17 protein-coding genes are annotated in these 22,402 nt (G+C 39.3%); 3 read left to right on the top strand and 14 right to left on the bottom strand.

Features of this window, described 5'->3' with window-relative positions; all coding sequences use genetic code 11:
- Positions 1 to 56: 56 nt before the first annotated feature.
- Positions 57 to 1,457 carry a NarK family nitrate/nitrite MFS transporter gene (locus PR800_RS04305; RefSeq protein WP_166264160.1) on the bottom strand — a complete coding sequence of 467 codons (1,401 nt, stop codon included), beginning with the start codon at positions 1,455 to 1,457 and terminating at the stop codon, positions 57 to 59.
- Between the two features lie 331 nt (positions 1,458 to 1,788).
- On the opposite strand from PR800_RS04305, the gene narX reads away from it, so the two are divergent.
- Together narX and narL are read left to right on the top strand one after the other, a co-directional pair.
- Positions 1,789 to 3,531: a nitrate/nitrite two-component system sensor histidine kinase NarX gene (gene narX, locus PR800_RS04300; RefSeq protein ID WP_272530281.1), complete on the top strand. Its 1,743-nt coding sequence runs from the start codon at positions 1,789 to 1,791 to the stop codon at positions 3,529 to 3,531.
- Positions 3,532 to 3,552: 21 nt separating this feature from the next.
- The gene (narL, locus tag PR800_RS04295) at positions 3,553 to 4,212 is read left to right on the top strand and encodes a two-component system response regulator NarL (RefSeq protein WP_272530280.1); all 660 of its coding nucleotides are present in this window, start codon (positions 3,553 to 3,555) and stop codon (positions 4,210 to 4,212) included.
- 9 nt (positions 4,213 to 4,221) lie between these two features.
- On the opposite strand, the gene PR800_RS04290 is transcribed toward narL, so the two are convergent.
- From PR800_RS04290 to PR800_RS04260, 7 genes are all read right to left on the bottom strand, one after another.
- On the bottom strand, positions 4,222 to 5,376 hold the full coding sequence (locus tag PR800_RS04290; RefSeq protein ID WP_166264154.1) for a CdaR family transcriptional regulator: 1,155 nt from the start codon (positions 5,374 to 5,376) through the stop codon (positions 4,222 to 4,224).
- A gap of 26 nt (positions 5,377 to 5,402) precedes the next feature.
- Positions 5,403 to 6,554, bottom strand: coding sequence for a glycerate kinase (locus PR800_RS04285; protein WP_195697818.1), 1,152 nt, complete (start codon positions 6,552 to 6,554; stop codon positions 5,403 to 5,405).
- A 33-nt stretch (positions 6,555 to 6,587) separates the two neighbouring features.
- Positions 6,588 to 7,928 carry an MFS transporter gene (locus PR800_RS04280; RefSeq protein ID WP_166264150.1) on the bottom strand — a complete coding sequence of 447 codons (1,341 nt, stop codon included), beginning with the start codon at positions 7,926 to 7,928 and terminating at the stop codon, positions 6,588 to 6,590.
- A 122-nt stretch (positions 7,929 to 8,050) separates the two neighbouring features.
- Positions 8,051 to 9,235: a thiolase family protein gene (locus PR800_RS04275; RefSeq protein ID WP_102138110.1), complete on the bottom strand. Its 1,185-nt coding sequence runs from the start codon at positions 9,233 to 9,235 to the stop codon at positions 8,051 to 8,053.
- A 9-nt stretch (positions 9,236 to 9,244) separates the two neighbouring features.
- Positions 9,245 to 9,982 (bottom strand): 3-oxoacyl-ACP reductase FabG, encoded by a 738-nt coding sequence (gene fabG / locus PR800_RS04270; RefSeq protein WP_102138111.1) that lies wholly within the window; start codon positions 9,980 to 9,982, stop codon positions 9,245 to 9,247.
- Between the two features lie 26 nt (positions 9,983 to 10,008).
- Complete coding sequence (locus tag PR800_RS04265; protein ID WP_166264146.1) at positions 10,009 to 11,577, bottom strand: acyl CoA:acetate/3-ketoacid CoA transferase; 1,569 nt, start codon at positions 11,575 to 11,577, stop codon at positions 10,009 to 10,011.
- Positions 11,578 to 11,644: 67 nt separating this feature from the next.
- Positions 11,645 to 13,162, bottom strand: coding sequence for a class I adenylate-forming enzyme family protein (locus PR800_RS04260; protein ID WP_206276584.1), 1,518 nt, complete (start codon positions 13,160 to 13,162; stop codon positions 11,645 to 11,647).
- A 496-nt stretch (positions 13,163 to 13,658) separates the two neighbouring features.
- Here PR800_RS04260 and yghU point away from each other — a divergent pair, with 496 nt between their 5' ends.
- Positions 13,659 to 14,498 (top strand): glutathione-dependent disulfide-bond oxidoreductase, encoded by an 840-nt coding sequence (gene yghU / locus PR800_RS04255; protein ID WP_166264142.1) that lies wholly within the window; start codon positions 13,659 to 13,661, stop codon positions 14,496 to 14,498.
- 410 nt (positions 14,499 to 14,908) lie between these two features.
- Here yghU and PR800_RS04250 read toward each other — a convergent pair whose 3' ends face one another.
- The 6 genes from PR800_RS04250 to PR800_RS04225 all read right to left on the bottom strand — a co-directional run bounded on the left by PR800_RS04250 (position 14,909) and on the right by PR800_RS04225 (position 22,246).
- Positions 14,909 to 15,583 (bottom strand): TorD/DmsD family molecular chaperone, encoded by a 675-nt coding sequence (locus tag PR800_RS04250; protein ID WP_195697821.1) that lies wholly within the window; start codon positions 15,581 to 15,583, stop codon positions 14,909 to 14,911.
- Positions 15,584 to 15,614: 31 nt separating this feature from the next.
- A complete protein-coding gene (locus PR800_RS04245; protein WP_166264138.1) occupies positions 15,615 to 18,038 on the bottom strand; it encodes a DMSO/selenate family reductase complex A subunit in 2,424 nt (807 codons plus the stop codon).
- Between the two features lie 28 nt (positions 18,039 to 18,066).
- Positions 18,067 to 18,894, bottom strand: coding sequence for a dimethyl sulfoxide reductase anchor subunit family protein (locus PR800_RS04240; protein ID WP_166185226.1), 828 nt, complete (start codon positions 18,892 to 18,894; stop codon positions 18,067 to 18,069).
- 2 nt (positions 18,895 to 18,896) lie between these two features.
- On the bottom strand, positions 18,897 to 19,523 hold the full coding sequence (locus tag PR800_RS04235) for a DMSO/selenate family reductase complex B subunit (RefSeq protein WP_102138119.1): 627 nt from the start codon (positions 19,521 to 19,523) through the stop codon (positions 18,897 to 18,899).
- A gap of 255 nt (positions 19,524 to 19,778) precedes the next feature.
- Positions 19,779 to 20,429 carry a response regulator transcription factor gene (locus tag PR800_RS04230; protein ID WP_166185224.1) on the bottom strand — a complete coding sequence of 217 codons (651 nt, stop codon included), beginning with the start codon at positions 20,427 to 20,429 and terminating at the stop codon, positions 19,779 to 19,781.
- 53 nt (positions 20,430 to 20,482) lie between these two features.
- Positions 20,483 to 22,246 carry a sensor histidine kinase gene (locus tag PR800_RS04225; RefSeq protein ID WP_272530278.1) on the bottom strand — a complete coding sequence of 588 codons (1,764 nt, stop codon included), beginning with the start codon at positions 22,244 to 22,246 and terminating at the stop codon, positions 20,483 to 20,485.
- Between the last annotated feature and the right edge of the window lie 156 nt (positions 22,247 to 22,402).

The following is a 22,402-nucleotide window of genomic DNA, read 5'->3' as shown; positions in this document are numbered from 1 at the left end:
CAAAGAGACGGCGACCGGCGCCGTACATTGCTAAAATTGATTTTTATGACTTGTTATTATTTGTGTTTACGGCCGTATACCAGCCATGTGATAAACACACAGGAAATATAAAATACAAAAAATACTTTCATCGCATCTGCTGGTGAACCCGTCAGTGTTAATGATGTTCCGAACGCTTTTGGAATAAAAAAGCCACCGATTGCCCCAATAGCAGAGATAAACCCTAGAGCCGCAGCACTTTCTGTTACCGCTTCTTTTTGAGCCTCTTGCTCTGAAGCCCCTCTTAAAATGGCCTTATCCATGGTTAATTTACGAAAAACGACTGCGATCATTTGGAAGGTTGAGCCACTACCTAACCCTGCCGTTAAAAACAGCACCATAAATACGCCATAAAAAGCCCCGAAAGAGCCTCCTTGACCTTTTTCTGGTAACGTAAAAAACAGCAAACCAGAGAAAACAGCCATGACAACAAAGTTCAGTAATGTGACTTTCACGCCGCCAAAACGGTCAGACAGCATGCCGCCAACTGGACGCGCTAACGCCCCGAGGAAAGGACCAAAAAAAGCAAATTTCAGAATAATGACGTCTGGGAACTGCGTTTTCGATAACATCGCAAAACCGGCAGAAAAACCGATAAATGAGCCGAATGTCGCCAGATATAACAGGCTTAATACCCATAGATGGCCCCGTTTCAAAACAGGTAATTGTGCTTTAAGAGATGCCTTATTAGCCGCTAAGTCATTCATGCCAAACCAAGCCATCACCGTAAAAAGCAGTAGAAATGGCACCCAAATCCAAGCGGCATTTTCTAACCACAGCGTTGAGCCATCAGGTTGAGTCGCTCCCGTTCCCCCCACGAAAGTAAATACGCCAACACCCACAATGAAAGGGGCCACCAATTGCATGACACTGACCCCTAAATTGCCTAGCCCACCATTCAGGCCAAGTGCACCACCTTGACGAGCTTTAGGGAAAAAGAAGCTGATATTAGCCATGCTGGATGCAAAGTTAGCGCCGGCAAAACCACAAAGCAGGGAAATAATGACAAAGACTTGATAAGGCGTGGCGGGGTTTTGAATCGCATAACCTAGCCAAATGCATGGGATCACTAAAAATAGCGTACTAATAGCAGTCCAACGACGCCCACCAAAAATAGGAATAACGAATGAATAAGGGACTCTTAATAAAGCGCCTGAAACGGAAGGTAATGCGGTTAATAAAAATAATTGGTCTGTCGTAAAATTAAAACCCACTTTATTTAAATTCACAGCAACGGCACTAAATAACATCCATACGCAAAATGCGAGCAATAAACATGGAATAGAAATCCATAAATTACGATTTGCAATACGCTGCCCCGTTTGCTGCCAAAACCGAATATCTTCAGGACGCCAATCCTGTATAACACCGTTATTTGACTGTGCAACCACGTTATTAACATTATCTCGTTGAGACATAAATCACCCCGATAAATACAATTTCTGCTCGCAGTGTGTGGCGAATAGCCCACTGTGAAGCTGATCTAAATCAAGAGAGATTTAAATGAAATATGCGTGATTTTTTTCGTTAACCACTAGAGGGGTATTAGGAGTACAAAACAATAACAAATTGAATTAAAACAAAAAAATCAATTACTGCGTAATTTTATGTGTTGGAATTTAAAGCGAATGATTCAATGGGATATTAAGGAGTAATACCGAAGTGGCATATTCAATTTTATATAATAGAGAAACAATATCTACGTTATCAAAAATAATGAATAAACGTAAAGAGTAGAAAGGATCACTTATGTCTATTGCTTATCACCGATTTTCAATCATTAACCAAGTTATTGGTCTAATGTTATTGATTGCCGTACTCGGTATTATTGGCATGACAATTTCAAATAGTATGATTATTAGTGTACAAGGAAATGCACATGCAATTAATAAGTCAGGCTCATTGCGGATGCAAAGCTATCATTTACTTTCATTAGTGCCACTCAACCAATACTCTGACGTATATGTTAGTGAGCTTGAAAAAAATTTATTAAGCAATGAACTGACACAAGTTGTCGAAATAGAAGATTTAAATCCGCAATTTGCTGAGCTTTATCAATATTGGGTTACAGAATTAAAACCAGCACTTAACCATGCAGTTTCTCCTAGTGATGCACGTCTTGCGGTCGTTACCTTCGTTAATAAACTCGATGCATTAGTTCGTAATATTGATGAAAAAACAGAACGAAAAATAACCTATGTAGCCATCACCCAAATGGTATTTATTAGCCTCGTTTCATTGCTACTTATTTTTGCTATCTGCCATTTTAGAAAGAAAATTTATACACCTTGGCTTAAGTTACTTCATATGGTGAATGCGATTAGCCATCAAGATTTTAGTCAGCGCTTCCCTGTCGGCAAGAAACAAGATGAGCTAAATTCCCTGGGTCAAACATTAAATCAAATGTCGGATGAGCTCGCACAGAGTTACCATCAATTAGAATCCCGAGTTATCGAAAAAACGGCTGATCTACAAAATAAAAATAACGTATTACTCTATTTATACCAATCTAATCGCACCTTACATGCCATTGGGCCACTATCCGTCAGGTTAGAAAAAGTGTTATCTGAACTGAAAAGCTTAATGCCATTACAAAACATCAGATTGAGGCTATATGAAGAAAATAATAATGCCTGCTTTCAAGAAATTCATTGCCCTGAAAACAAGGAACACTGTCTCAAGTCACCCAAAAAAGCTGAGCACCTTAAAGTAATATCATGGGAGATTTCCGATAACTTACAGCGTTATGGCATGATTTTGGCTGAAATAGATATAAACCAGCCATTATCTGAAGAGCAAAATAATTTAGTGCTCATGCTAGTCAAACAAATTGCTGGAATGCTAGCGATGGAGCACCAATTAGAACAACAACAGCAGTTACTGATTATGGATGAACGCTCGGCGATTGCGAGAGAATTACATGATTCCATCGCACAATCATTATCTTGTCTCAAAATGCAAATTAGTTATCTGCAAATGCAACCTAAAACATTGCCAACTAAGCACCAAGAACTATTAAACGAAATGCGCAATGAAATAAATTCCGCCTATAGCCAATTACGTGAACTTTTAACAACCTTCAGGCTAAAATTAACTGAACCAGGCTTATTCCCTGCTTTAGAAAGCACAATCCAAGAATTCAGCCAACGTCTTGGTTTTCAAATTGAATTAGATTACCAAATTCCAGCCAAAAGCCTCTCTCCACATCAATCTATTCATATTATTCAGATAATCCGAGAAGCTTTAAGCAATATTCTCAAACATGCTAATGCGAACTGGTCGCGAGTCTCATTAATCGAAAATAATGGGTTAATCACCATGACAATAGAAGACAATGGGGAAGGGATCCAACCTCAGCCAACAAAAAATAACCATTATGGATTGATTATTATGAGAGAAAGAGCCCTAAGCCTAAATGGGAAATATCAAATTTCCCCAAGAGTTCAGGGTGGCACTACGGTTAATGTCGTATTTCCACTGACTGTGGCCTAATTAAATTGGAGTAACTCATTAATGAAAAATGACAATAAACTGACTGGGCAATCTACCATTTTACTGATTGATGACCACCCGATGCTACGTAACGGTGTTAAACAATTAATTAGTTTAGAACCCACATTGAAGGTCATTGGTGAAGCAGACGATGGAATAACGGGTATTAAAATTGCGGAAGAGCAAGACCCCGATTTAATCCTATTAGATCTCAATATGCCGGGTATGAATGGCTTTGAAGTACTCGATAATTTACGTAGCCACGAACTTTCAGGCCGAATTATCTTATTTACAGTATCCAATTACGGTGAAGACTTAATTCATGCATTAAAACGAGGTGCTGATGGCTATTTACTCAAAGACATGGAACCCGAAAAACTCATTATTGCATTAAAAGAAGCAGCAAGTGGTAAAATGGTCGTTAGCCCAACGCTTACCTCCATTTTAGCTGAATCTTTAAGAGATAGCCGAGCCGCTACAGAGCATAATCTATCCGCATTAACCCCAAGAGAAACGCATATCTTAGATTTAATCTCACAGGGGCTATCAAATAAGATGATTGCGAATAAATTACAAATCACAGAGAGCACCGTCAAAGTCCACGTCAAACACTTACTAAAGAAACTTAATTTAAAATCGCGTGTTGAAGCCGCTATTTGGGTTTTACAACAAAAGTCATGACACAGCACCTCAACTTAATGCATCGAGCCATGGCTGTTGTTTTGGGTAACGTCGACGATAGCCATGCATAGCAACAGATAGCTGAATAAGATCCGTAAACCTTGTGGGGTCCAAACTAGTTTGCTTTTTAATTTGTTGTAACCGATAACTTAATGTATTTCTGTGAATACCTAATTGCTGCGCTGTGCTACCTATTTCGCCATTTTGCGATAAAAATAACTCCAGGGTTTCAAGCAAAATATCGCCCGAATCATGCAACAATATTTTATGGCAAATATCTAAAAAGAAATTAAATAGATAGCTATTTTCCAATTCATTAAAGAGGCATAAAGATGCCATTTCTTTAAATAAAAAGACTTGTTTATCGGGAACCGTTAGCCGGCCAACTTCAATCACTGAACGTGCGAAATGAACGGCATCTCTCACATGTTCCTGTGTATCTGCCTGAACACCAACACCAATGTAATATTGGCTAAGTTGGCTATCTAAAATGAAATGAAGGCTCGGAATAAATGACTCATTTTGATAATGTGTTGATGGAAATAGCATCAAAATTTCGCGGCTATTGAGTAATAACACATCACTTTTCTCCATAGCGGATAATTCAGTAATGATCGTATCGAGTATTTCAGGACGGTACTGAATAGCTTCAATATTAATAATCACAGGAATAGTCGGTAAAGTGAACGCAAAACCGGAATTATGCAATTTTAGTAATGCACTGCGCCCCTGTGCTGGCGTTGTGCTTTCTATAAACTGGACAAATAACATGTCACGCAAACGATGCTGCCAGTTAATACTACGCCGCTCAATTTCTTGTTGAATTAGCAGCTCAGCCGTCAGTATAGCGAGCTCGGCATAACGCTGGATCACAACAGGATCACCACTCACACCAATAACTAATTCCACTTTATCTGCCACAACAATCGGATGGTTTATCCCCGGTGCCACATTCGAATAAGCTCGCGCTTCATTTTCATTGTAAATAGTGATCCGTTTGCCGCAGCGGATCACTTCCACTGCGGCTTCATGGGTTTCACCAATACGCTTTTTTTCTCCTGAAGCGATAATCACGCCCTGACTATTAATCACATTGACGTTGTGATGGATAATTCCCATTGCACGCGTGACAATATCATTGGCTAGTTTTTCAGTCAGTAGCATCTTACCGCCTCACTTTAGGGTTTTATTTACGTATTCGAATTTGCGAGTACGGTACGCAGCAAATTTTCAGCTGTATCTGCCAAGTAACGCTCACAATTTTTCATTGCTTGCTCAAGGGAAACCGGCCCCGGACAAAGCGACCACATTGCGGTAATGCCATGTTGGTATAGGATACGGCTATCATCACTATACCCCCCACAAAGTGCAATGACAGGCACACCATAATGGCTGGCCATACGAGCCACTCCCACAGGAGCCTTACCATTCGCACTTTGGCTGTCCAGCCGCCCTTCTCCTACAATGACTAAATCCGCTTGTTGAATATAAGATTTTGCGCCAAGGAGCCCCAAAACGAGATCAATTCCCTTTTCGAGTTTTGCCGAAACAAACCAACGAAGCCCAGCACCTAACCCACCCGCTGCACCACTGCCAGCCTCCAGTGAGACATCTTTCCCCGTTATTGTTGACATCAATTTCGCATAGTGAGCCATTCCGATTTCAAGCTGGTCGAGTGTGGCTTGGTCGGCCCCCTTTTGGGGACCATAAACATAAGTCGCACCATTTTTGCCTAATAAAGGGTTTTCAACATCGCAAGAGACATTAAATTCAACTTCTACGGCTCGTGAATCAAATTTATCAAAATCAATCTTTGCAATATTAATGAGATCTTTACCACAAATTGGCGCCTCAATAAGCTGCGAGTTTTTATCATAGAACTGAGCACCTAATGCTTGAGCAAATCCTGCACCACCATCATTAGTTGCACTTCCTCCTATCCCAATAATAATACGAGAGCAGCCCATATCTAATGCATGTTTGACCATTTCACCCAAACCATAAGTTGAGGCATTCTCAACTCGACGGTGTTCACGTTGAACTAATTCCAGCCCACAGCATTGCGCCATTTCAATAAAGGCAGTTTTTTCCTCCAGCACTAATAACCCTGCATCAACCTTACTACCATAAGGCCCAGTACAGCTAAAAATGTAAGGTGTTACACCAGAAAGCACGGGGCTATGTTCCAGTGACTCCAACAAACCTTCTCCGCCATCAGATATGGGTAATAACGTCATATCTAACTCAGAGGATACACGCTTGAAACCCTCAGCAACGGCTTGGCATGCCAACCTTGCAGAACAACTTCCTTTAAAGGAATCAAGTGCGATAACAATTTTCATGCAGACTTTCCTATTGTAAATGGCGATGTTGAATTATTTGCTTTCCGCTGGAGCCGATACTTGTAGTGATTCAGGCTCGCTCATACCGTTAGTATTCACTCGTGAAGCAATAATCGTTCCAATAACTAACAAACCGACACCAAACCATAATCCAGAAGTGGCTGTTCCTGTATAATCTTCAAAAAATCCTAGAATAAACGGGCCAAGGAAGCCACCAAATAATCCTAAGCAGTTCAATAATGCCAAACTTCCCGCTAGCATGCTGCCACTCATATACGTCGGTGGAAGTGAGAAAATAATAGATTGAACCACAAAAAACATAAATGCAGTTAAGCAAAAGCCAATTAAACCGACTACTGGGCCGCCTAAGGCACCAATCACTAACCCAACCGCCATTACTGCATAACCTGAAACTAGAATGCGTGATGAACGTCGTGGTGTATTGGCCTTTCTCGCCACAAAAATGCCACCAATTGCAGCTGAAATCCAAGGGATTGCTGTTAATAAGCCAATTTGAATAGGCGTCAATTTGCCATACTCACCTATAATAGTAGGCAAGAAGTAACTTAAGCCATAGACCGAGAACTGGTGAGTGAAATAGATAGCAACAATCATCATGAAGGCTTTATTTTTAAATGCCGCCTTGAGTGAGAATTTACTGTTACTCACACTAATGCTATTTTTGTCTTGATCGTGTTTATATTTAATATAATTCCGATCATCTTCATCTAACCATTTCGCATCTTCTGGTTTATTCGGCAACACGAACCACACAACAAATGCTAGGATAACTGCTGGCAGGCCTTCAATAACAAACATCCATTGCCAACCATGGAAGCCCCATAAGCCATCCATACTCAATAATAGGCCGCTCAGCGGTGCCCCAATAATATTCGCGAGACAGACTCCAAGTAAAAATAATCCTGTTGCTTTAGCCCGCTCCTCTTGGCTAAACCAATATGTCATATACAAAATGACCCCAGGATATAGACCCGCTTCAGCCGCTCCTAGTAATAACCGCAAGATATAAAAAGAAGTCGGCCCTGTCACAAACGCCATTGCCGCAGATAATAACCCCCAAGTGATCATAATCCGCGTGATCCAAAAACGCGCGCCCACTTTTTCCATTATTAAATTACTTGGGATCTCAAGAATCGAGTAGGTTAGGAAAAAAAGCCCTGCACCAATACCAAATGCGGTTGCAGATAATCCTAAATCAATCGACATCGCATTTTTTGCCATGCCAATATTGGTTCGGTCAATAAAGCTAATAATGTACGCTAAAATCAACAACGGCATCAGGTTACGATATATCTTTGCGTTAGTTTTTTTACCCTGAGCTGCATAATCTAACTTTGCATTTGTAGAAAACATAGATAAGATCCTCATGTTGTAGTGAAACAGGTACGGCTCTCGGCAATAAGTGACCCATACCTGTTGTTTTACTTCAGCAACAGCCCGACGCCCCACGTCGGGCTTTCTGCTTGCAGTTTTTCTTATTCTCTTTCGAACAACATTGATATCCCTTGACCACCACCGATACACATAGTCACTAACCCGGTAGCAACCTGGCGGCGTTCCATTTCATACATTAACTTCACAGGCAAAATAGCCCCACTGGCACCCACAGGATGACCCAGAGCAATTGCGCCACCATTCACATTCACTTTAGTGCTATCAAGAGACAAATCATTCATGACTGCAATAGCTTGTGCAGCAAACGCTTCATTTAACTCAATTAAATCAATGTCTTTTACATCCATTTTGAGCTTTTCCATTAATCGACGGGTTGCTGGCGCGGGTCCAAAGCCCATAATGGCCGCTTCACAACCTGCTACAGCCCAATCGACCACTTTCATTCTTGGCTTCAGACCACGTTTTTCCGCCTCTTCACGACGCATCATCACTAATGCCGCAGCTCCATCATTGATACCTGAAGAGTTTGCTGCCGTAACCACACCATCAGCTTTAAATGCAGGGCGCAATTTTGCTAATTTTTCACGTGGTGTATCCCGTGGATGTTCATCGGTATCAAAAATACGCGTGCCTTTACGGCCTTCAGGTATTTCTACGGGTAATATTTGATCAGCAAAATAACCCGCTTGAATCGCTTTTAACGCTTTTTGCTGGCTATCCCATGCAAAATCATCCATTTCTTCACGGGTAATATTGAACTGTTCTGCAACATTTTCTGCCGTCATTCCGTTGTGATAAGGGCCTTCTGGCCAAGTTAAGATAGACGTTAACCCATCCTCGAGCACATCATTCCCCATGCGGTAGCCATAACGCGCTTTGCGTAAGTAATACGGCAGCATCGTCATATTTTCTGTACCACATGCCACCACAACATCGGATTGGCCAGTCTGTAGCAGCATCATGCCATCAGCTAAAGCTTGTAACCCTGAGCCACATTGGCGGTTAACCGAATATGCAGTCGTTTCTTTTGGGAGCCCTGCTCGTAGCTGACAAATACGTGCGATAAAACCACTTTCTGCGATTTGCCCAACATTACCCACGATGACTTCATCAACATCTTCGGGGGCAATTCCTGCTCTTTTCACAGCTTCACGGATCACCACAGCTCCGAGGTCATGTTGATGCGTATTTGCAAAACTTCCCCCCATCGTGCCAATTGCTGTTCTCACACCACTCACAATGACAATATCATTCGCTTGTTTCATTATTTCCCCCTATAGCACCATTCCGCCGCCAACATTGATCACTTCACCATTGATATAACGCGCTTTATCAGAGGCTAAAAAGGCAACACATTGGCCTACATCGCGCGGATCCCCGGCAAAACCCGCAGGGATCTTACTGATCATGATGTCCCACACTTTTTCAGGTACACCACGGGTCATATCTGTATCAATAAACCCCGGGCAAATCGCATTTACTGTGACACCTTTACGGGCTAACTCGCGGCAAGCCGTTTTTGTCAGACCAATAACCCCTGCTTTAGACGCGGCATAGTTGGCTTGCCCAACATTCCCAAGCCAACTGGCCGAGGAAATATTGACAATTCGCCCATGTCCTTGCTCACGCATTAATTTTGCAGCCTCTTGCATGCAGTTAAATGTTCCTTTCAGATTGATATCAATGACTTTATCCCAATCATCTTCCGTTAATTTATGCAGCATGCCATCTCGGTTGATCCCCGCATTGTTCACCAGTACATCAATCGCCCCAAAGTGTGCTAACGTTTTAGAAAATAAGGTATTGACCTCTTCACGCTTGGCAATATCACAAGGAATAAAAATGGCTTGATGGCCTTGTTCTTGTAGCTGTTTTGCACTTTCTTCACCTGACGACATGGCTAAGTCAGAAATAACGACTTTTGCCCCTTCTTCCGCAAGCACCTGAGCAATAGCAAAACCAATACCTCTTGCAGAACCCGTCACAATGGCGACTTTATCTTGTACTAACATGGATAAATTCCTCTTTAATATTGAAACTATAAATACGAAACCAGACCAAAAGGGGCTTCCTCAAATAATGAAGAAGACATCACCTTCAAATCAGGGGAAATTTCGGGTACGAAGTCCATATGGGCAAGGATGTCACGCTCTAGGTCAATACCGGGGGCAATTTCAACCAGTACTGGGGTTTCCCCCCCTAATGTGAACACTGCACGTTCCGTGACAAAATGCATGGTTTGGTTGATATTTCGTGCGACATCCGCATTCCATGAAATTTGCCGTACTTGGTTAACTAACTTTCTAATATCCCCTTCCCGCACAATATTTAACTGCCCATTTTCACAACGAATATCTAACCCTTTTGCGGTAAACGTCGAGCAAAACACCACGTGCCGCGCATTTTGGGTAATATCAATAAACCCACCTGCCCCAGGGCAAATATTGCCTAGCAACGTCGCATTGACATGGCCACGGGCATCCATTTCCCCTGCGCCCATATACGTGATATCAACGCCTGCACCGTTGTAGTACAACATTTGGTCTTGGTGACTAATCATCGCTGATAGGTTACGGCCTATACCAAAATCAATACCGCCAGCTTGGACGCCCCCCCAAATCCCTGACTCCACGGTAATATCGACGCGCTTAGTTGCATTTTCTTCCTGAATAATTGAGCCGATAACATCGTTTGGAATACCCGTTCCTAAGTTAATCACACAGTTTTCATATAGATAACGGCATGCAATTCGCCCAATCAATTTGCGAATATCCAAAGGTAATGGCGTAGTTTGTTGGACAGGGGTGCGAATATCACCGCATAGAGTTGGGTCAAAAAACCAGCTTGAGGATTGGCGATGGTCTTCTTCAGGGTTATCGCACACGACAATGTGGTCAATAAAGCTTGCGGGAACAGTGACACGCTTGGGATGCAGAGTCCCTTCTTCAACGCAATACTTCACTTGTGCAATCACTTTCGCACCAAAGCGTTTAGCCGCCAGTACCGCATGCAAGACCTCTAGGGCCATGGCTTCTTCATCGGTGGTGAGGTTACCTTTACTATCAGCGTGAGTTCCTCTGATCACCACCACATCTAAGGGAATTTCTGGGTACCATAACCATTCTTCCCCTTTGAAATTCACTTTTTCAACCAAAGGAGGAAGTGCCAACGTTTTCGCGTTCATCCTACCGCCTTCAAGATCAGGATCGATAAATGTCCCTAACCCTACTTTGGATAAGCGCCCCGGTAAGCCTGCAGCCATTGCGCCATATAAGTGCACCATTTGCCCTTGAGGGAGGCAATACGCTTCGACTTGGTTATCATTAATCATTTGCATCCATCGAGGTGCTAACCCCCAATGGGAACCAATGATCCGTTTCACCATCCCTTCATGGGCAAAGTGTTGATTCCCTCGAATACGGTTACACTGTCCAGCCGCATGAACCAGTGTTAATTGATTTGGTGTACCCTCGGATAAAAAACGTTGTTCAATTGCCGATAAAATAGATTCAGCAGCACTGGTTAATGTCATTCCCACAGTACAAATCGTATCGCCATTATTAATTAATTTAGCGGCATCTTGTTTCGAAATAAATTTATTATTCATGATAAAACCTACCTGAAGGCTAATATTTCATAGCCCCTTTTTGATTAATTAAAAACTAATTTAGAATTTAGTTATTTAAAGAGTAATATCGTAATTTCAAATCTTTCTTACTTATTTTCCCATTCCACGTTCTAGGGAAATTACGTGTAAACATAATTCTTACTGGAACTTTATAAGTTGGCACCCTGTCTTTTAACCATTCAATAATTTCTTTACTGGTTAAACATACTTGGTTTTCAGGAATAATAAATGCAATAGGCTCTTCACCATAAATGGTACTTTCAATTGGAATGACAGCGACTTCATTAACACCCGGATAATTAGAAATCAAATCTTCGACTTCAATAGAATATATTTTTTCACCACCACGGTTAATCATGTCTTTAATTCGATCTTGAATATAAAGAAAACCATCATCATCCCTATAACCAATATCCCCTGTGAAAAACCAACCATCATTAAATGATGTCGTGTTCGCAGGGCTGTCAGGCCAATAACGTTGGATAACAACATCCCCCTTCACCCAAATGTTACCTGTCGTGTTAGCGGGTTTATCTTTACCGTTATCGTCACGTATGGCCACCTGTAATCCGGGAACTGGTGTACCTGAGCTCGCTTTCTTATCACTATAACGAATATCTTCACGAAATATGGTGGCCGGGGATGATGTCTCAGTCAAACCATAAATAGAATGAATAGATGTTTTGGCGAATATATAAGAAAGCTCTTTAATCGTACCTTCATTTAAATGCCCTGCACCACAAGCAATCATTTTTAATGAATTAAATCTTTCTAGATTAATACTTTTATTTTCTTTTATTTTTTGAATTAACAATATAAATACAGTTGGAGAACCATGTAGAAATGTTATTTTCTCTCTTGCAATTGTTGAGATAATATCTTTTGCATTAAATTTTTTCTGAAGATAGATCGTACCACCAATATGAATAAATAATGCTAAAATAGCGGAGAGCCCCGTAATATGATAAATCGGTACAGCCAAAATTGTTTTATCGTGTTCAGATAACTTTAACGTTTCCTGATAGGCATATACAGCAGATAATATATTCTTGTGCGTGATCACAGCACCTTTCGGTGTTCCCGTTGTGCCCGAAGTGAATATCACCACCGCTGGGTCTTCTTCATCAACTTGGTTAATAAAATTAATTTCATCGGTAAGGATTAAATTACGCCACTGAGAAAGGCTAACTCCTTTTTCACTGAGCTGTGCCAGCCATGGTTGGTATGTATCATCCCAAAAAATGGCATCGGCATTAATACAGGATAAATGCTCTTTACCTTCAAATTCTTTCATTTTGGTACTTAAGGGCATTACCTGAATACCCAGCCCTACCGCGGCATAAAATAATTGGCAAAATTCAATCGTATTACCCCAGCCGAGTACAATTCGATCGCCTTTTTTCAACTGCACGGTGGTTGTTAGCCACAACATTGTTTGATTTACTTTCACAAGTAATTGGCGATAACTCCAACTTTGCTCTTCAAATACAATGGCAACAGCGTCTGGCTGCACTTTTGCTCTCTGTAATAAGCTTTGGTAGATGTTTGAATTTGGCACAAGCATGGACACACTCCGATACCGCTGAATATGACTGATATGCTATCAATGTATAAAATACACTCCGATAAATTAGTGCCAATCTTCACAAATTATTCACACCCTTTTTTTATTTGAATTAGTGATCTGCACAACCCATTTGTTAACGTTTTTTTTTATTTAGGTCTCATTTCACACCCTGATTTTTATAACAAATGAAAATATTTACCTTTTGTTATTGGCGAACTACCCAAAAGGCACAGAAATTCCTATAAAGAACTCAACCGCCATTGTGCGTATAAACAACGACTCACAAACGAAAAAGAGTTCAGGGTTAATACTTAACAAGCCCGTTTATCCCCTATCAGCTCTTGCACTCTGTGCTATTTAGCCTTCTCACCAAACCCAATAAGATAATAATAGTGGTGAATTCACTAGAGATTGCTACAGTGGAACACGGTCATAATGAAAGAAATGATGTGAAAGCAATCGCCATCTTTGAAAACGGTTAAGGAGTTAACTCATGGCAAACACCCCTTATATTCCCCCTAATGTCTGGCAATGGGAGCAAGGTAATGGCGGAAAATTCGCCAATATTAATCGTCCAATTTCCGGTGCAACTCACGAAAAATCTTTACCTGTAGGTAAGCACCCACTACAGCTATATTCATTAGGAACACCGAACGGGCAAAAAGTCACTATTATGTTAGAAGAGCTATTAGCCCTTGGCATTAAGGAGGCTGAGTACGATGCTTGGCTAATTAATATCGGTGAAGGAGACCAATTTAGTTCGGGTTTCGTTGAAATTAACCCTAACTCAAAAATCCCCGCCTTAGTCGACAGAAGTGGTAAGGAGCCTATCCGAGTATTCGAATCAGGTTCGATTCTGACCTATTTAGCTGAAAAATTTTCTGCTTTTTTACCCACAACTCAACCAGAACGTGCTGAAACCTTATCTTGGCTATTTTGGCAAATGGGCTCAGCACCTTTTGCAGGTGGCGGTTTTGGCCATTTTTATGCCTATGCTCCTGAAAAATTTGAATACCCTATTAACCGCTTTGCAATGGAAACCAAGCGTCAATTAGATGTGTTAGACAAACGTTTAGCAGAACATAGATATGTTGCAGGGGAAAACTACAGTATCGCTGATATCGCCATCTGGCCGTGGTACGGTGCATTAGTGAAAGGTTGGCTTTATGATGCCGCTGAGTTTTTATCTGTCCATGAATATAAAAATGTCATTCGTTGGGCTGATGAAGTCTATGCACGCCCAGCAGTACAGCGCGGTCGACGGGTTAATCGCCTACAAGGTGATCCTGCACAGCAAGTACGCGAACGCCACGATGCGAGTGATATAAGCTAAGTCATTTTTACCAACCAAAGTACTTAAATCGCACAAGGTAGTTATTATGAGCTCACCTTGTGCTTTTTTAAACTTTACCCCTCATTTAAGCTCACTAAAGTATGCCAATATTGTTCTATCAAATATAAACTTTTATCGTGTAACTTATTTATGTCAGGGACTGAACTCTCTTTATAAGCGTATTTTTATGATCCGCATCCTAATTGTTTCTGAATTATTTATTACATTTATTTTCAAATTAACATTATTAAAAAATCCTTATAAATAATTAATCCATACTACTCATTCACAATTGCGCATTAAATTTAAAGGAATAATTAACAAACATGTAAGATAAAAGGTCAGCATTAAGAAAATGTATAATTAATCCTTTAACTTTATCTCCCGCCTTATATTGGCGGGAGCATTATTTAGAAAAACAGCTTGGTCATTGTACGCTGTACTTGTAATTCTCTTGCTAACATATTTACTACTATATGTGTAATCTCCCCAGCCAATCGATACACTGGAGTTTTTGTATTTTGATAAACTAATTGGCAAAAACGTTCTTCCCAAGTAAGAAGATGTTCATATAAAACAATACGAGTTGCATGTTTATAATACTCCTTATCTTCACCCTTTAAATTTGGGTCCATTATTTTTTGCCATAGTGTCGCTAATACTGACAGCATTAACCCTATATGGTCTTGCGGTTGTTTTTCATCAAGTATATATCGGAATTTATGCTCTTCTAAAAAAGCTATCCACTGATAAGTTGATGAGCGAAATAATAAATTTTCTTCATCTAGATAGACAGAGCCCCATGGTGGAGCTAGAGGCATTCCAATACCAACAAATAATGATAAATGGTCTGCCTGTAATTTATCTAAAACATTTTCATCAGATAAATAGTTTTCTAATACACTACAATCATTACCTAATTTTTCTTGCCAATATAATAAAATACCACTTGAACAGACTTCTTTTAAAAGTATAGCATTTGGCTCGAAAAAAAATAATTGGTATAACAACTTCAATGTAACAACAGTTTCTGATGGTTCAAGTTGTAATTGAGTATCTGTAATAATACTTTGGTCATTTCTCATCACTTGCCTCTTTCCCCATAAACTACAGCAACTATATAGCCTTAACTTCTACCAAATTGGTGCCTTGTGGGTTGGCTTTAGCCAATGCAGTAGGTCTTAAGCGAGTAATAGTATTAATGCATCCGCCTATATCGACACCATTAGAATCCGGCTTATACCATGCTCCTTCAGCCAAAGCGACAACACCTGGCATAATACGAGGTGTGATTTTAATCGGTATCTGGATAGTTCCCCGATCATTGTAAACGTGAATAAGTTGTCCTTGCTCCAAGCGACGCTCACTGGCATCAATAGGATTAATCAACAATGCATCTTCAATGACTTCTCGCAGCCAAGGGACATTATAGAATGTAGAATGTGGACGCCCTTTTGATTTAAATCCTATTAGCTGTAGTGGATATCGTTTCTTCGTATCTATATCCGTGTAGCTTTCCCATGTTTGTATATATTGCGGTAAAGGAGTAACTTTGTCCCCTTCATCTAATTGCCAAGTATTCGCGATTTTAGCTAGCTTATGGCTATATATCTGAATTTTGCCTGATTCCGTTGATAATGCATTTTCTTTAGGATTTAATCTGAATGCTTTTAATACATAGCGATCTTCTTCAGGATCGAAAGGTCTACGTATTGTTTTCTTTTGTGACAATTCCTGATAACTAGGAAAATTAGGATGTTTAACCCGGCTTTCTTCATATAAATGACGTTGCCAATCATCCCATGTTCTACCTTCTCTATATTGCTCTCTTATGCCAAACTTTCCTGCTAAATCTGAAAACACATCATAAGGGTGGCGACACTCATATAATGGATCCAATACATGTTCTGTTTTTGTTATATGTGTAGAAAATGCAACAACGCGTGAATTTTCTAGCCATGTGATATCAGGCAGTAAGATATCTGCAAACTTGGCACTTGCAGTCATATGATTATCCATGACAAAAATAAACTCAAGCAGCTCTTCATTGGCTAATATTTTAGCCATTGCATTACAGTCAGAATGTTGATTTAATAGCCAATTACCTTGATACATAAACACACATTTTACATCTGTGTTAAGCTTATCTTCACCTTCAATACCGTCACTTAATGATGTCATTTCGTGACCTCGTAGGATCGCTTCCGACCATTTAAAACAAGGTATTTTTGCTTTGACGGGGTTCTTGCCTGTAGGCATCTTAGCAATATCAGTTTTATGAAATAAAAAATCTGAGCCGCCATTATTCGTTCCAGGCAAACCAATTTTTCCAAGTAAAATTGGTAACATAAATATGGCCCGAGCTGTTTGCTCACCAGCTGCATGACGTTGAGGCCCCCAACCTTGAGCGATAAATGGAGCTTTAGCATTACCTAATTCACGCGCTAGCTTATATATTTGCTCGCTAGGAACACCGCAAATATGAGCCGCATATTCAGGTCTTTTTTCTATTCCATCTTCACCCTGCCCTAAAATATACGCTTTATAACTAAGTGATGCGTCTAAAGCGGGTAGCCCATGCTCTGGTATCGCAGGCTCTGCATCATAACCGTAGCAATATTCCTTTAAGAAAGCTTCATCAACAAATTTTTCGGTAATCAAAACCCATGACAACGCTTCGACTAATAAAGCATCTGTTCCTGGGCGAATTGGAATCCATTGGTCTTCCCGCCCACAAGCTGTATCAGTATATTGAGGGTCAATAATAATAGTCCGAGCAGAACTTTTCGCTTTGCTAACTTGATAATGATAAGTATCACTACCTCCGCTCATTCTAGTATTAGCGGGGTTATTACCAAAATAAACAATGAGGTCTGAACGAGCTAATTCTGTTGGAGCACTCCCCATTGTGTAAGACTTATCCCCATAGGTATAAGTTGAGGCAGTATCAATTTGGTGGCTACTATAATTACCAACAGGTGATAGAAAACCACCAATCATATTAAGGAAGCGAGGAACAAAATGATAGGGTCCATCAGGTTTACCATAGCCTATACGGCTAAATATAGCCTGATTACCATATTGGCTAATAATTTTACTCAGCCTAGTATATATTTCTTCTAATGCTTCATCCCAACTAATTCTTTTAAACTCACCATCTCCTCGTTTGCCAACTCTTTTCATTGGATATTTCAAGCGATCTGGTGAAAATGTACGTTTATGTAGCGAACGCCCACGTAAACATGCTCGAACTTGATGCTGTCCGAATTGATCATTACCTATATCATCAGTTTCAATTCGCTTTATCTGATTATTTTCTGTAACAATCTTTAGTAAACAACTGGAATGACAATGTGCCCAGCAGTTATGCCATTTTGTTACTTCTCCAATATGAGTTTCTATTACTGCTGATGCTATTGCATTCATAGAATGAGTAGATAAAAAAGCACCTGAACCTAAAAATGTTCCCAGCTTTATAAAATGGCGTCGAGAAAGCGTATAACGTTCTTTTTCAAATTGGTCTTTTGTATCTTTAAGCATAATGATATCTCTATTTTTAATAAGAATTCTAGAGGTGATTAAATGTAATTAACTCATAAAATACAGCACGGCCTAATAACTCAGCACTGAAGACTAAAAGCGTGACAAGTATTAAAGAGACTGTTTTAATCTGTACAGCACTTCTGATTACCCAAGTAAAAGCACATACAATCAGCATCATTTTGATGAACAAAAACAATTTAATCCATTGAGGTAAAATTATATTTTCTATAACTAACTGGGTAAAAAAATGCATTAAATATCCAGTATTAACTGCCATACTTATAATAAAAATAACACTCCACAGTTGATTAAAAAATTTCCGACTATCTTCTTGATTAGTGACTATTTTAATGATCAGTGCAATCAGTAGTGAACCTGAAATAAAACCACTAGATATAAAGTTTATTAACGTCCATTCCGAATTCCATAAATAAACAGTATCCAAATAGTAAACATTTGAAATGGCAATGATTTGTGCAAATGCAAAAATAGTAGCAATAACATTGATAATTATTTTTATCACATTATTTATATTAAACCTTTCAAGAAATATCAGAGAAAATAACATGGCACCAAAAATAGATATCGTTATAATTTCTATTGACATAGCTGATGAATGGGTTAAACCGAGTAACACATTTGGAGCCCGTAAAGGAGTACCTAAATGAGTTAATGCCACGGCCCCTGATATTCCAAGTAAAATAAGTAATATAATGAAAATATTAGTAAGCTGCTTTTTATTTATCAGAAATTGATAGCTGACTGAAATGACTCGCAAGTACTGCAAGAATATAAAACTAGCAGCGACCGCTTGAGCTAATACAGTAAAAAAAACTAAAGGAAATTCCTGCATAGTTACCACTCCGCCTTATTAATGATAAAGCCTTGCTGACTATGAGTAGGCTTAGCATGACGATTATGTCGAATAATTAAAGATGGTTGAGTCAGATTGGAATCTGGTAGGGGAGCGATATTAGCCGTTTCACCATATTTAGTTCGAAGGAAATCCATTGGCCCAAAATCAAGAGCCCGTAAAGGACAAGATGCAACACAAATTGGCGCTTTATTCTGAGCTATTAACTCAAAGCATCCATCACACTTTGTCATATGTTTTTTTTCAGGGTTATACTGCGGCGCTCCATATGGGCAAGCCATTTCACAGTAGCGGCAACCTACGCAAATTTTTTCATCAACAACAACTAAGCCATCATGCTCACGCTTATGCATTGCTCCTGTAGGGCAAGCTTTTGTACAAGCAGGATTACTGCAGTGATTACAACTAATCGAAACATAATAGGCAAATACATTTTGTTGCCATGTATCATCACTAGTTTGTTTAGTCCATTCACCACCTGTGTATTCATATACACGGCGGAAATTAACGCCGATTGGTAATTCGTTTTTATCTTTGCAAGAAACCTGACAAGTTTTACAGCCAGTACATTTACTCGTATCAACAAAAAAACCATACTGTTGTGCCATAACCATATACCTATATAGTATTAAATCCTTATAAGTATATTTACGATTTTTTGGCCATTTTTCTATTAGGGGTACCCACATAAAACATGGGTATATAATGTGGTTCACTGTTTTTGAATTCAGCGATTACTGCTAAATTCTATAATTAATAGAACATCAAAAATAACATCATAACCAATTGAAATATATTCATATTTCTCAAATTAGATACGCTAACCAAGAACTATCTAATCAATAAGCGTCAATAATACGGTTTTATTTTTTTCGCCGAATTCTCATTGGAGGAGGAGGAATAGTTGCTATAAATGGCTCAATCTGAATGTAAATTTTAATCATTTCCGCCAATGTAGTTACATCCAAGTGACGTAGTGTACTCGCTTTATGAACTTCTACAGTCCGTGGTGATATGTGAAGAATATTTGACACTTCTAGATTATTTTTCCCATTCGCAAGCAAGGCTAAAATATCACGTTCACGTTGCGTAAGCTTTTGATATTTTTCAATATGATTTTTTTGATATATTTGTTTTTTACTATAAGACAACGCGGCTTCTACCGCACTAAGCAATGACTCCCTATAGATAGGTTTCTGTAAAAAGTCTACGGCACCGAGTTTAAGCGCATCAACTGCCATAGGGACATCACCATGCCCAGTAATAAAAATTATACCTAAAGTTTTATGATTCTGTTGAAGGATAACTTGTAGTTCTTGCCCACTCATTCCTGGCATTCGACTATCAAGAACCAGACATCCTTGCAATACACCTGATTGTTTTTGAATAAAGTCCAAAAATGCTTCTGCTGATGAGAAACATAATGGCTCATACCCTTCACCTTGTAGCATAAATTCCAAGGCGTCTAATACGGATTCATCATCATCAACTACAAATAAAAATGATTTTTTCATCCCAAAATCCTCTGGAGCTCCCGAACATTAAGACGGGGTACAGTCAATATATTTTATTTAACTTTAGCTATAGGGATACGAGCTACAGCTCGGCAGCCTCCGGTTGATAAATTTATCAATTCAAACTCACCGAAATGGGACTCCATGACTTCTTTACAAATCACCAACCCTAAACCAATACCATCTTGCTTCGTTGTCACAAATGGAGTTAACAACTTTTCAAAAGGCATTGATAAACCTGTACCCTGATCGTAAACCGATACTTCAACTTTATCATTTGTTTTCGTTAAGGTAATGGTGACTTGTTCACGATCATTTTGAAATGTAGCATCAATTGCATTTGTCAACAAATTCACAAGCAATTGTTCAATTGCTGCTTTATCCCCAAAGATAAAAACTGCATCACTAGCTGACTTCCAATGTAAGTGAACGTGCTTTTGATCTGCATATATTTTAACTAAATCTATTGTTCCACCGATTAATGCATTTATATCTATATACTTTTTTTCTATTGCTTTCTTTTGAAGTAATGAACGAAAACGGCGCACAACCTCATCGACTCGATTAACCTGTCGATGGATTTTATCTAAGAGTACAGTGATATCTGTATCTAATTTGCCTTGATTCCTTCGTGAAATTTCACTTTCAGCATAGAGGCGAATTGCAGCTAGAGGCTGATTCAATTCATGTGCCAAGCCTGAACCTAATTTATCAACTAATGCGTGACGTTGAACCTTATGCAAACTTTCTTGAGCATGTCTCAGTTTGAGATAATTCTTTCGGTAACGAAGAGACAAAAAGAAGTATTGAATAGGAAGAATTGCAAACAGTAATAGACCAGCAATGGTAGCGTAGTAATTATTAATTAACCAATTCCAAGTTTGATACCACCATTTTTCTTGTAGTGGATGCACCCCTAAGTCAGTAAATAACCGATCTAACTCAATTTGACTTTCAGGAACACTCCATCCCAGAGATTGGGCACTTTTTGCAGCAGAAGAATCTGACGGAATATCGAATAAAGCAACAACGACTTGCTTAGCCAATAAACGGTCTGCCGCATTAGTCATAGCAAAACTCCAATTAGGATATAAATGAGTAGATACTTTACAATGCGCGTCAGATTTATTTCGCTGACCAAGTATACGTAATTGATTTGGCTTTAATTCACCTTTTAAAATCATAGATTCAATCAAACAAACAGGTAAGATCGCCCCCTCTATTTGCCCACTAACCAATGCATCCACAACATGTTCATGAGGGTAGCCAATCTCAACCAAATGAGAAAAATACCCCTTAAGCTTCCTTTCATGAATGACATCATGAGCAAATGCCATAAACCCGCCAAAAGCTTGTTTACTCGCAGTCCCAATCGAATGCCCCGATAACTCTTCAATTGAAGATATAACACTTTCTTCTTTCACCCAAACCGCGGACCCTGTTGAATATTTTGTTCCGCTATCCATAGGGCTAATCAAAGTTGCTAACCAAGAGAGTGATGATTTTCGACCAATACGGATACTTTCAGAGGGATTAACGATAATAAAAGGTAAACGTTGCCGTAAAATTTCTTCTTGTAACTGTTCTAGTAATAAAGGCTGTAGAGTGAAGTGATATTCTGGGAGACGCTCATTTAGCCAATCTATAGTCTTTTGCCAACGATTACTCGCCTCTTCTACCCCCCTATCAGCAAAAACACCAACTGTGATTACTTCTTTGGGTACTGAGGTTGGCTTTGATATTGCCAATGGGTTTAATAAAAAAAATAATAAGTTACATAAGCAAAGACTTATGAGTATTCTTTTAAGTATATACATAATAAGGAACCGTAATATTAAGTTCTAAGTACATAAAAAAATTGTTTAAGAATTTAAAAATTAAATTCACACTCTTCACCCATTGAAAACGTACTGTGTTCAATTTTATCTTTCGCAAAGAACAACATGCTATTGTTTATTATTCTTCTATGATTC

The organism is Providencia sp. PROV205, from assembly GCF_028479505.1.
Taxonomy (GTDB): Bacteria; Pseudomonadota; Gammaproteobacteria; order Enterobacterales; family Enterobacteriaceae; genus Providencia; species Providencia huaxiensis.
Note: the sequence above shows the minus strand (reverse complement) of the source record. Positions and strands in the feature narration are given on the sequence as shown.